10 protein-coding genes are annotated in these 11,924 nt (G+C 47.0%); 2 read left to right on the forward strand and 8 right to left on the reverse strand.

The window, feature by feature from the left end; all coding sequences use genetic code 11:
• Positions 1 to 8: 8 nt before the first annotated feature.
• The 5 genes from KJS52_RS08205 to KJS52_RS08225 form a co-directional block, all read right to left on the reverse strand.
• On the reverse strand, positions 9 to 899 hold the full coding sequence (locus KJS52_RS08205) for a carbohydrate ABC transporter permease (RefSeq protein ID WP_213514253.1): 891 nt from the start codon (positions 897 to 899) through the stop codon (positions 9 to 11).
• Positions 900 to 911: 12 nt separating this feature from the next.
• Positions 912 to 1,871, reverse strand: coding sequence for an ABC transporter permease (locus KJS52_RS08210; RefSeq protein ID WP_213514254.1), 960 nt, complete (start codon positions 1,869 to 1,871; stop codon positions 912 to 914).
• Positions 1,872 to 2,056: 185 nt separating this feature from the next.
• On the reverse strand, positions 2,057 to 3,580 hold the full coding sequence (locus KJS52_RS08215; protein WP_213514255.1) for a response regulator: 1,524 nt from the start codon (positions 3,578 to 3,580) through the stop codon (positions 2,057 to 2,059).
• Positions 3,555 to 5,363, reverse strand: coding sequence for a sensor histidine kinase (locus KJS52_RS08220; protein WP_213514256.1), 1,809 nt, complete (start codon positions 5,361 to 5,363; stop codon positions 3,555 to 3,557). Before KJS52_RS08220 ends, KJS52_RS08215 begins: the two co-directional genes overlap by 26 nt.
• On the reverse strand, positions 5,344 to 6,246 hold the full coding sequence (locus tag KJS52_RS08225; protein WP_213514257.1) for an AraC family transcriptional regulator: 903 nt from the start codon (positions 6,244 to 6,246) through the stop codon (positions 5,344 to 5,346). The genes KJS52_RS08220 and KJS52_RS08225 overlap by 20 nt, the downstream gene beginning before the upstream one ends.
• A gap of 762 nt (positions 6,247 to 7,008) precedes the next feature.
• On the opposite strand from KJS52_RS08225, the gene galA reads away from it, so the two are divergent.
• The gene (gene galA, locus KJS52_RS08230) at positions 7,009 to 9,780 is read left to right on the forward strand and encodes a beta-galactosidase GalA (RefSeq protein WP_213514258.1); all 2,772 of its coding nucleotides are present in this window, start codon (positions 7,009 to 7,011) and stop codon (positions 9,778 to 9,780) included.
• 182 nt (positions 9,781 to 9,962) lie between these two features.
• Here galA and KJS52_RS08235 read toward each other — a convergent pair whose 3' ends face one another.
• From KJS52_RS08235 to KJS52_RS08245, 3 genes are all read right to left on the reverse strand, one after another.
• The gene (locus tag KJS52_RS08235; RefSeq protein WP_213514259.1) at positions 9,963 to 10,319 is read right to left on the reverse strand and encodes a DUF2512 family protein; all 357 of its coding nucleotides are present in this window, start codon (positions 10,317 to 10,319) and stop codon (positions 9,963 to 9,965) included.
• 134 nt (positions 10,320 to 10,453) lie between these two features.
• The gene (locus KJS52_RS08240; RefSeq protein WP_213514260.1) at positions 10,454 to 10,753 is read right to left on the reverse strand and encodes an MFS transporter; all 300 of its coding nucleotides are present in this window, start codon (positions 10,751 to 10,753) and stop codon (positions 10,454 to 10,456) included.
• Between the two features lie 115 nt (positions 10,754 to 10,868).
• Complete coding sequence (locus KJS52_RS08245; RefSeq protein WP_213514261.1) at positions 10,869 to 11,366, reverse strand: hypothetical protein; 498 nt, start codon at positions 11,364 to 11,366, stop codon at positions 10,869 to 10,871.
• A 325-nt stretch (positions 11,367 to 11,691) separates the two neighbouring features.
• Here KJS52_RS08245 and KJS52_RS08250 point away from each other — a divergent pair, with 325 nt between their 5' ends.
• Positions 11,692 to 11,838, forward strand: coding sequence for a DUF1540 domain-containing protein (locus KJS52_RS08250; RefSeq protein WP_213514262.1), 147 nt, complete (start codon positions 11,692 to 11,694; stop codon positions 11,836 to 11,838).
• Positions 11,839 to 11,924 lie beyond the last annotated feature (86 nt).

Consider the following 11,924-nt stretch of genomic DNA (forward strand, 5'->3'; position numbering starts at 1 on the left):
TTATCTTATTAGCCTTTTACAGACCCAATAAGCATACCCTTAATAAAAAATTTTTGCACGAATGGATAGATGACAATGATCGGCAAGGAAGCGGCGACCATTGCAGCCAGCTGAAGCGTCGTTGTCGTTACTGCGCCTTGTCCTGCAGCTGTTGAAGTAGACATATTCGCCAGCAGCAGCGCTGCTTCTGTGCTCTGAATCAGCTTCAAAATATATAGCTGCACCGTTTGCAGCTCACTGCCCAGCGTGTAAACCATGGAATCATAATACGCATTCCAGTGACCGACAGCTGTGAATAGTGCAATCGCAGCCATAACAGGCTTCGACAATGGCAGGATCATCGTGAAAAAGATTCGATATTCGCCCGCTCCGTCGATTTTAGCTGATTCGATTAGCGCATCCGGCAGCTCCGCAAAGTAAGAACGGAACAGGATCACATTCCAGAAGCTGAACAGCGCCGGAATAATATAAACGAGGAAGCTGTTGTACAGCCCTAGTGAATTTAGCAAAATAAAGTAAGGAATGAGTCCCCCGCTTAAGTACATGCTCATTAAGCCAATTGTCGCGTACGCATTTTTCAGCTTCAGATTAGGTCTGGAAAAGGCGTAAGCAAACATTGAGGTGAACAGCACATGGGTGACCGTCCCGATAATCGTTCGGGAAATCGTAACGCCAAACGCTTTAATGAGCGCGTTATCGCTGAACAGCGCCTTGTAATTGGATAGCGTAAAATCCCGCGTCCACAAGTACACGCCGCCGCGCGCATAGTCAGTCCCTGTATTAAAGGAACCGATGATCGAATACCAAAACGGATACAGCGTTAATACAATTAAAATGAGCATAAAGGTAATATTGCATATATTGAATATGCGATCGGACAATGAGTTGTCTTTAACCATCTGCCAGCCTCCCTAAAAAATGCCTTTGCCCGTAATTTTTTTAGCGATAAAATTAGCCAAATAAAGCAGGAACAATGCAATGACTGTTTTCATCAAGCCAACCGCAGTGGCGTATTCCATTCTGAACTCCTGCAAGCCCACCTTGTACACATAGGTGTCGATTACTTCACTTGCATCGATATTAAGCGGATTTTGCAGCACAAAGAACTGGTCGAAGCCGCTGTTCAAAATGTTACTGATCTGGAAAACGAGCAAAATCACAATCGTCCCCGTAATAGAAGGCAGTGTAATATGCCAAATACGCTGGAAGCGCGTCGCGCCGTCCATATAAGCCGCCTCATACATCTCCTGATCAATGCCGGCAATTGCAGCCAGATAAAGGATTGCTCCCCAGCCCAATTCCTTAATCAGATTCGTCAATACTGCCAGCAGCCAGAAATAATCAGGATTGCCCAAAAAGTGAATCGCTTGATCGATAATGCCGAGCTTTTGCAGCAAGTAGTTGACGACGCCTGTACTTGGCGAAAGAATGCTAATGACAAGTCCGCCAAATATGCTCCATGAAATAAAGTGCGGCAAATACGTAACCGTTTGCGTCAGCTTTTTGAATTTGGCGCTCGTGACCTCATTCAGCAAAATCGCGAACAAAATCGTAAATGGGAATGTAATGAGCAATGAAAGCAAATTAATGCCCAATGTATTTTTCAGCATGTTCCAAAAATTTATATCATTAACAAATTCCTTGAAATTAGCTAATCCGACCCATTCTGCTTCAAATATTCCCTTAATCCCCGTCACAATGTTGTATTCCTTGAACGCAATCAAGACGCCATACAACGGAATAAAGGTGAATACGAAAACGAATAAAATACCCGGAATAATCATCGACTGCAAGGAAAGCTGATCCTTATCCCGCAGCAGCCTCCCCATCCGGCCTTGCTTTGTTTGTTGTGCTTGCTCCGTGCCCGTCATCGTGTTGACTCCTTTCTCATATGCCTACGCTTATTGTATACGCTTGCTGAGCGCGCTTACAGGATGCGCATTTGCGAAAGGGTATCATCTTTTACAAAGTTGACGCGCCGGATCACCGCAGACAAAAAGAGGCTCATCCAGATTGTCAGCTTTCACTAACTTTCCGGACAAGCCCTCTCTTAAACTTATTTGATTGCTAGCGAATCCTGATACTCCTTCGGACTCATGCCGTAATAGTTTTTGAATACTCGCGTAAAATTTTTCGGATTGCTATAGCCAAGCCGACTGGCGACTTCATTAACCTTGACGTTCAAGCCCTGCAGCGCCTGCTTCGCATAAGCCATGCGGCATTGTGTCACATAATCCTGGAAATTAACACCGACAGCTTCCTTAAACAGCTTGCTGAAATGATGATAGCTTACATTGCAATAATTTGCGACGACGGCCATATTAATTTCATCCAGCAGATGCTCCTGCACATAGCGCTTGGCGACCTCTACAATGTTGCTGCCGCTAAGCAGCTCTCTGCGCGCATCAATCGTCTGGAAGATGCAAGTTTTCAAATAAATGCGCAGCTGCTCAGGCTGCTCGAAGGAATAAATGCTCCGCTTCTTGCTCGGCAGCCACTGAATCACCTGCATAATCGTATCGTACATGCCGCTAATCGCTTCAAACGTATATTTGCCCAGCGCTTGGTCATTGAAATGGTCAGCAATAAAGCTTTGCACCTCATCCTTGCGCGCCCCTTCCACAATATCGACAAGCCGCTTTAGCTCGGCTGTTTCGATTGATGCCATGCAACGCTTGTAGTAGACGCTGTCATCAAGAATCGTATAGGCTTTGGATACGAGCTTGTATCTTGAAACCTGATGCGCGCTCTGGTAGGCCTGCCACAAATGTCCCTGCGCGGGAAATGCACGCCCGCAGGCAATAATAAACATCGAAGAGGAATAATGCTGCCGCATGCTGCTCATAAAGTGGCGCATATCCGGCTGAGCTTGAAAATTGATCCACAGCACGAGGTCGTGATGCTTGTTGAACAGCGGGTAGATGACAAGCGGTGTATCCGCCGTATGCTCATTCAGCAAATCAACGGCAAGCTTCATCTGCCACGACACCGACTCAGACTGGCGCTCCAGCACGGAAATGATCGCCACCATCAAATGTGCATGAGGTCTTGCCATTCCTTGCCGCGCGAACAGCTGCTCCAGCCGCTCCTCACCGTCATCCCCCTCCTCGGCCTGCTGCAATGCAAAACCTAAATCCTTGCTGCCCTTCTCAATCCACGACTGGCTCTGCTCGGCCTTTCCTTGATCCTGCAAAATTTGCTCCTGCTGCAGCGTTTCGATGCTGCTGATCAGCGCCTCGCGCAGCTCCTCGGTATGAACCGGCTTAAGCAAGTAGTCGGTTATGCCCAGCTTAAAGCTTTCCTTCACAAGATGAAATTCGTCGTAGCCGCTAATGACGATTATTTTCATTTTATAAGACTTGGCAACAAGCTGTGCGATTAGCGTCAAGCCGTCTACCTTCGGCATATTCAGGTCAGTGATGACGATGTCCGGCTGACAGGCAGCTATTTTGTTAAGCGCATCCTCACCGTCGGCTGCAGTTTCAAGTGCAGAGATGCCTTCAATATTTAGATATTGGATAATGTCACACAGTCCGTCTCGTACCATTTCCTCGTCATCGACTATTAGGATGCGAACCATGCGTCTCCACCTCCCATTGGTATGGAATTCGAATTGTTACACATGTATATTGACCCGGCTCACTATCAATTAGCAGATGATACTGCTCGCCGTAATAGAGCCGCAGGCGGCTATTAATGTTCTGCAGACCAATCGAGCTCCCCTGCCGGGAGGCCTGCTCGCGGTAATGCAGCAGCGGCATGCGGAAAGCCTCGTTCAGCTGCTTCAGCTTCTGCCGGGCGATGCCGTTGCCATTGTCTTTAATTAAAATGAAAATGTCCTGCTGCCTGATCTCGCTGCTAATTTCAATTTTCAGCTGCTTGCTGTCGCGATTTTTTCCGTGCTTCAAGCAGTTTTCGACGACGGGCTGTAGCAAAAATTTAATGACGGGATACTTCTTCAGCTTTTCATCAATCGAAAGCTCCAGCTCGATATAGTGCGTGGTGCTTATTTTTTGCAAATTCATATATTTGCGAATAAGCTCCAGCTCTTCGCCAAGCGTTGTTTCATGCGTCTGCTCACTGAGGTTATAGCGCAATATTTTCCCGAAATCCGCAAGCAAATCTGCAATCCAAAACATTTTCTCCTTAATCAGCCGCATCCGAAACACGTCGAGCGTGTTGTAAATAAAATGCGGATTAATTTGATATTGCAGCGCTTGAATTTGTGCTTCCTTGCGCAGCCGCTCCTTCATCAGCATATTGCCGATCAGCTCGTTGTTCATCTCGATTAATCCGTTCATATCCTGCGCCAGCTGGCCAAGCTCATCTGAACGCTTGTCCGGGATGCGCATTTTCAGATCGCCTTGAATGACCTTTCTCATAATGGCGATCATGCGATTAAGCCGCATAAATATAAGCTTGAACATAAGCATGCAGGTAATAATAAAAATAACGAAGCAGCCGACGATCATCAATACATTATAGCTCGTGCTCTTGCTCATCGATGCATTCAGTTCATTAAGCGCCACCTTGTACACCAGCGTCTCATCGATATCGGGAAACCAGTGATAAAAGTAAATAAACTCGTTTTGCATAAAGTAGCCTTGCGGCACTTCAGCCGTTTGCAGCAGCTGCTGAAGCTGCTCGCCAGCCGCTTCATCCTCCAGCACCGCTCCCGCATCCTGCTGTTGCTTGATCAGCAGCAGCGTGCGATCCTGTCCATGCTCTCCGCCGGAGGGCAGCATATATTGCTCGGCAACCATAATCGTAACGAGCCCAAGCAGCTGACGTGTAGAAGAATAAAGCTTGCTGACCAAGGTGTATTGCTTGCGGTCAGCTTGCTGTGATTTGGGCAGCAGCGGCGCATTGTCCACCCCGAGCCACATCAGTGTAGCGGCTTCATCAGCAATAAACGATTGGATGCTTTCATGCTGCTGCTGATGACGCATATGAAAAAAATACGGCCATGATTCAGGAATCTGCTCATTCATCAAAAACACTTTAATTTCATAATCGCTATTTTCGGAAAAAGCGGTTGCATATTTAATGATTGGAATGACATTGTCCAAATAATAGCCGAGAAATTCCGACTCGCTGCTCATATTAGGGCTGTCGATAAACTCGAGCAGGTTGATGTTCTTCGTCACAACGTCCTTCAAATCGCTCGCCAACCCGATTTTTTGCTCCAGCTCATCTACAAATTGTGTAAATGCATGCTGATTGGTCAGTATAAACTCGTCCTTAACCCGCTGCTGGGCATTGTGGTTGAGCACCATTACTATAATAAGAAAGACAATTAACGGAATGCTGTACATGACAATCATTCGTGTCACAATGCTGTTTTTATTCCATGCTAGCTTCATTCTGTTTCCCATCTCCGTTTTCCAACTCTTCTCTTTCTTTGCTTTGCAAACCGGCTGCCGCACGATATTTGGCTGGGGTAAGCCCATATTCCCGCTTAAACAAGCGGACGAAGTAATTGTTCTCCATGCCAACCATCGCAGCTACCTCGCTAATCGGCAGCTGCTGCGGCTGCTCCAGCAGCTCGGCTCCCTTTTGCAAGCGCAGTCGCTGCAAATATTGATGAGGATTGATGCCATAAATATCCTTGAACTTGCGTTGAAAATGCTGCTTGGAATAGCCGACAGCGCTTGCAATATTGGAGATCGTCAGCTGCTCGCTGTAATGCTGCCTCATATAGTGAACAGCGCTCAGCAGCGCCTCGCTCGTCAAAGCGCTGCTGGAATAGCTTCTTCGCTGCTGCTGGGCTGGAGCAATAAGCGAAGCGATGTAGGTCAGCAAATCATAAATATGAAGCGAGGCGGCTCTATAGCTGTCCTGCGGCTCGCTGTCAGGCGTATGCCACAGCAGCGAAAGCTTGTGCTCCAGCACGCTCAGCTTTTCCTTCTCAATCGGGATCGCCTTCAGGATCGGAATTTTCAAGGAATGAACAAGCGACTCGGCATAATCTCCTTCAATCCCCATATAGCCAAGCAGCCATTTTTCCTCACCCGAAGGGCCGTAATCGTGGGCAAGCTTGCTTGGCACGACAAAAATATCGCCCGCTTTTATTTTAATATAAGGCATGCTTTCAAATTGAAAAGTGCCTGAGCCAGCAAAGCAAATAAAGCATTGCAGTGTAGGATAGCCAATCGGCCGATACTGCGTATGCTGCGGATGAAGTCCGCAGCTATACAGCGTAACAGGCAATGGGATGGTGTTGTGGTATAGGCGAAACGGAAGCACACAAGCCCCCCTTTTTATAGGTAGTTTAAAAAGCTCGACTTTGATGACGCGGTTGTGCGTTGTAGCATAGTCGGCGGCGAATATGTCACGCTACCGAAGGCTTCGGTGCTCACGTAGCTTTTTGCCTACGCTGCGCTCCTCGCCTTCTAGTATCGTGCCATCTTCTTGGTCCTGAAAGCCGAGCTTTTTAAACCTCCATTGGATAGGTAGTTTAATAAGCCCGACTTTGATGACGTTGTTGCTTCTCTGTAGCTTATTCGACGGCGAATCTTGAACGCTAGCGATAGCTTATGCTTCCGAAGTATGTTTCCTGCGGAAACATTATAGGTGCTCTCGTAGCTTTTGCCGCAGCTAGCGCTCCTCGTTTTCTACTAGCGTCCAAGCTTCTTGGTCCTGCTTTCAAAAAAGCTACAGCGGAGGAGCAAAGCATCCGTAAAACGAAGTGGGTCGCCTTTAACATCGTAATGCAACCATAGAAATTCAAATAAGAGCATTACGATTTAAAAAGCGACTGGAGGATGCTTTACTCCGCAGCGCTGATTTAAAAAGCGATTGGAGGATGCTTTGCTCCGCAGCGCTGTACTATTAGGTGCAATTCTATTTAAGCATATGTGCGTAAAAATAGCAGTGGTAATTATTATTTACATGGTTACTTTCATAAAAATGTTCATTTTGTACTATTTTTTAATGGCAATTATGCTACCTGCTGCCAGTCTCCTTTCATTACAATGAGAAGCATATTATGTGGAGGGAATGATTTGAATGCGTGAGCGTTTAAGTATGAATAAGGATTGGCTGTTTCATTTGGGAGAGGTTGGGGGCAAGCTTAGCTCCACTCATGATGTTATTTATGGTCAGGCGAAGGCGGGCGGCTTGAAGGGGCCGGGCGGGCTTGAATGGAATGATAATGAATGGGATATGGTTCAGCTGCCGCATGACTGGTCGTTTCGCTTGCCTTTTGATCGCGAGCATGGCGTTGCCGACTTTGGCTATAAAAATCGCGGCATCGGCTGGTATCGCAAAAAGTTTGTGCTCGACGAGCAGGATCAAGGCAAGCAGCTAAGCATTCAGTTTGATGGCATTGCGACACATGCGACGATTTATTTTAACGGCAGTGTTATTCATCGTAATTTCTGTGGCTATACGAGCTTTTCATTTGATATAAGCGATCGTGCCTTTTTCGGCAATCGTCCAAATGTGCTGGCTGTAAGGGTGAACGCAGAGGAATCTGAAGGCTGGTGGTATGAAGGAGCAGGCATTTATCGCAACTGTTGGCTTACCAAAACAGATAAGCTGCATATCGCAGAGCGCGGCATATGGGTGAATCCGCAAAAGCAAGCTGACAAGCTTTGGCAGACCAATATCGAAGCAACGGTTCGCAGCGAGTATGAGCAGCCAGTTCATTTTACGGTTAAATCGACAATTCTTGACCCGCAGCAAAACATCGTCGGAGAAGGAGTTAGCGAATCGGTAGTCGAGCCGTACGATCAGGTCAAGCTGCAGCAAATGATCGAGCTGAACGACCCGCAGCTGTGGGATATTGAGCATCCTCATCTATATACGCTGAAATGCAGCGTGCTTAAAGATGGGTTGGTCGTTGACGAGCTTGATACTGCCTTTGGCTATCGCACCATTCGCATTTGTCCGGATACCGGGTTTTATTTGAATGAACGGCCAATTAAAATCAAAGGCACATGCAATCACCAGGATCATGCGGGCGTCGGTGTGGCGCTGCCAGATGAACTTCATGCCTATCGCATTAAACGGCTTAAGGAAATGGGCAGCAACGCTTATCGTGCTGCTCACCACAATCCTGCGCCTGAGCTGCTCGATGCCTGTGATCGTCTTGGCATGCTGGTCATGGATGAAAACCGCAATTTCGACAGCTCGGAGGAAGGCTTGAAGCAGGTTGAAAATATGGTGACGCGCGATCGCAATCATCCGTCAGTTGTGATGTACAGTCTGTTCAATGAGGAGCCGCTGCAAGGCACGCCGATCGGCAGAAAAATGTTCAAGTGGATGAAAAACGTCATTCGTCGTCTTGATCCTACCCGTCCTGTGCTTGGCGCTATGAATGGCGGCGTAATGGAGGATGAAGGCACAGCCGACATTATGGACATTACCGGCTTTAACTATATGAACGGAGCATATGAGGCATTCCGCGCCAAGCATCCGCAGCAGCCGCTAATCGGTTCGGAAACTGTCAGCGCCTTCTCTACGCGAGGCAATTATGTGTATGACAAGCAGCAGCAGGTGTTTGACAGCTTTGACGAGCAGCGTGCAAGCTGGGGCAATACCGTTCGCGAGTCTTGGAAGACGATTAACACTCACGACTATATTATGGGGACATTTGTATGGACCGGCTTCGATTACCGAGGCGAGCCAACGCCGTATCAATGGCCGAGCGTAAGCACGCACTTTGGCATTATGGATACTTGCGGCTTTCCGAAGGATTCCTACTATTTGTACCAGGCATTTTGGCTGGAGGAGCCGGTGCTTCATATTGTATCGCATTGGAACTGGCTGGGATTGGAAGGCCAGCCGATCAAGGTGATGACCCATACTAATTGCGATGAGGTGGCGGTTTATGTGAACGGCCGCTTGTTTGACCGCCAGTCAGTCGATATTTATGAGCAGCAAACATGGCAGATTCCGTATGAGCCGGGGACGTTGACGATGGAGGGCTATCGCGCTGGAAAGCTGGTCGCAACCGCTCATCAGCATACGACAGGAAGCGCCGCACGATTGAAAATCGAACCGCACAAATCTGTTCTGCTGGGAGACGGCAGAGATGCAATCGTTGTAAATGTGCATGCTGTTGATGAGCAGGGCCGATATGTAACGACGGCTAACAATCTCGTGCAGTTCAGCTGTGAAGGCTCAGGCTTTATCGCGGGCTGCGGCAACGGAAATCCAAACAGCCACGAAGCCGATATCGCCAGCTCACGCAAGCTGTTTAACGGCAGCCTGCAAATCATTGTGCAGAGCGTGCATGGCAGCGAAAATATTACGCTTACCTTTAGCGGAGAGAATTTGCCTGAACAGCAGCTGGTCATACCAGTACAAGCGGCTGTTGAGCCTCCATACGTGCCGTCGGCTCGTGATCTGTACATCAATGACTGGTTCGTTACGCAGGAGCCGCAAGCTGACAAGCCTGATCCTCATGCTGAGGTAGACCTGACCAATATGAATACATGGGAAAAGGTGGATGTAAGCTTCGGCTTTAGAGAAAGCTTGAAAAACAAAGGCGGCTATATTATGTACCGCGCACAGCTTGCTGCTGAGCTCATACAGTTTTCACGCTTGCCACAGCTTATGTTCCAAGCGATTAGCGGCAATGTTGAAATCTATATGAATGGCAAGCTGCAGTTTGCGCAGATGATAGAATGGAATACAGAAATTGCTCTGTCGCTCGAGCCATTTGCAAGCGATGAGCAACTTGCGATTGTCGTTATCATTGGGCTGCATCCGGATATGCACACGCCGGGCATTAACGGTACAGTTTCCGTACGCAACGAAAAGCAGTCTGACTAAAGAGTTTGCTCCAAGAGTCCCCATTAGATGAACGAGCCCATTGGCAGAAGCAGCGCTTCCTGCCAATGGGCTGCTTTGCTTTGCAATAGATTCGGTGGGTTTGTCGAGCAGACAACTACAGCGACTTATTTCATAATTTTCTACTGCAGCAAACTAGCGATTTTTCGACTCAGTCGCTGCTGTTAGGCATGCTTTTTAGCCAACCCCTTTTTCAGCAAATAATAGTGGATGAAATAATCAACGACCGCTATTATCGCACTCGTAGCTAATGCGCCCCAAATCGTTACATAGGCGCCCTTGAACAATAAGCTGGAAACCATGTAGATCAACACCCAGCCGACAATTAGATCTGAAAATGTACTAATCCACAGTGTTCCTCTGCGCAAAATCACATACTCCAGCATCACGCCGACTGCTGCGGCAATAATGCCAACCAGCAGCGGCTGGTAAAACGCAGCATAATCCACATTTGGAAATAGCCACGATGCCAGCAAAACGCCTAGCGGAAACGTAATTAATTTAAAAAGCAAGCTCGTCATTGCATTCTCTCCTCGCATTTGTGTTCACATATTTATGTTATTAATGTGAATAAATGCAGGAAATTATGTATTAAATCGCCGCCTGTACAGAGAAAAACCGATTGATTCCGGTTTGGATGCAATCGGCGTTTCATTTATACCTGTTCTATTTTTACTTTTAGCTTTACCTCTTTACTGGCAATGTTGATAAAGAAGGACAGAAGCAAGCTAGCGACACCGACAAGAATAATAACGAAATAGGCCACATTTATACCGTGAATGGAAGCGGTCAGCTTAATTGCTTGCTCACTTAGCCCGCTCACTTCTCCGCCCGTGATCAAATCCTGCACATGTTTATCGGAGCTAGTAGCCATAACCGTTACTAGCAATGGAGTACCTGCCGCTCCGGCCACTTGTCGGATCGTATTCCAGATTGCTGAGCCATGAGCGCTCAAGCTGGTCGGAATTTGATTCAGATCAAGAAATGGATCGGCAGAAATGAGCTGTCGCCAAGTAAATAAGCCAAGGCCGATTACACCAAGCAGAAGTGTAACGATAACTTCATACTGTTTATGAGCTAGCCTTCGTCGTTTTGCTCGCCTGACGTGAGTGCAACGCTTTCATCGCAAATCTTGCAAGAGGCTGGGCAACCAGCAGTTCGATCCAAAAAGCTACTCCAAAATTTCTGGGCCACATTTGGAAAAAGCGCCCCAGTGTTTCCAGACTTATTTGCTTCATGCCAACCCATGGACCTATAATGGTAAGCAGAATGGAAAGCACGGTCACATTTAATAAAATATTGAGCAGAACTTTTGCATTAAACCCGTCCCCTTGACCTGCGAATTTAGGCATCACCTTACCCACCAGCGGACCTGCAACCAGCTTTACGAATATTACAACGATCACCCACATAATCGGCATCATTTTCAACGTCTCCAGATAGACCTCCTTACTGAAGCCGCGCTCCAATCCCGTGATGATAGGTGCAATCGTATTTACCGAAATGATTGAAATAATGAGCAGAAACAGTATCCCTTCTTTCGCGTTTCTCGGGAGTCTTGTCTCCATTTGTGCTTGGCTTTGCAATCTTCACACTCTCCTTTTCCTGTAACACCTTGTAATTATAGCGACTGAAAATGCTGTTCATAAGTGAACATTTTGTGACTAGGAGCGAAAAGGCGGTGCAAAGTGCCACTGAGCGGGTTTTCAGACACGCCCTAAATCTAATCTTGCAGAAGATGGCAGTTTAGGTGTATCATATAGGCAAGTAGACAAACACAAATAGCCCTTTTCTATTCCGTTTAGAAAAGGACGAGTGCTTCACTCAAGCTGCAACTTGAATGAGGTCGATATGCTATTTGCTGTCTACAAGCGCATAAAGGAGGTGACCACTATGGCTAAAGACGTGCTATGTGAAGTCAATTCTTGCCGTCATTGGAGCAATGGCAACAAGTGCTCTGCTGAAACGATTTATATCGTATCTAAAAAGCAAGCATCAACTTCTGATGAAACAGATTGCAAAACATTCGAAACTAAATAATTGCTAAGGTTGAAGGAATACCCCACGTATTCCTTCTTCTTTTTTTATTGTAGCAATAACGATAATTATTATCAAGTGTTATTTTA

Origin of the sequence: Paenibacillus montaniterrae, from assembly GCF_018403185.1 — a bacterium.
GTDB classification, from domain to species: Bacteria; Bacillota; Bacilli; order Paenibacillales; family Paenibacillaceae; genus Pristimantibacillus; species Pristimantibacillus montaniterrae.

Excerpts from the sequence above, each read along its gene's own strand:
- KJS52_RS08250 (WP_213514262.1), top strand. The coding sequence starts at position 11,692 with ATGGCTAAAGACGTGCTATGTGAAGTCAATTCTTGCCGTCATTGGAGC.
- galA (WP_213514258.1), top strand. The coding sequence starts at position 7,009 with ATGCGTGAGCGTTTAAGTATGAATAAGGATTGGCTGTTTCATTTGGGA.
- KJS52_RS08245 (WP_213514261.1), bottom strand. The coding sequence starts at position 11,366 with ATGGAGACAAGACTCCCGAGAAACGCGAAAGAAGGGATACTGTTTCTG.
- KJS52_RS08235 (WP_213514259.1), bottom strand. The coding sequence starts at position 10,319 with ATGACGAGCTTGCTTTTTAAATTAATTACGTTTCCGCTAGGCGTTTTG.
- KJS52_RS08220 (WP_213514256.1), bottom strand. The coding sequence starts at position 5,363 with ATGAAGCTAGCATGGAATAAAAACAGCATTGTGACACGAATGATTGTC.
- KJS52_RS08210 (WP_213514254.1), bottom strand. The coding sequence starts at position 1,871 with ATGACGGGCACGGAGCAAGCACAACAAACAAAGCAAGGCCGGATGGGG.
- KJS52_RS08205 (WP_213514253.1), bottom strand. The coding sequence starts at position 899 with ATGGTTAAAGACAACTCATTGTCCGATCGCATATTCAATATATGCAAT.
- KJS52_RS08215 (WP_213514255.1), bottom strand. The coding sequence starts at position 3,580 with ATGGTTCGCATCCTAATAGTCGATGACGAGGAAATGGTACGAGACGGA.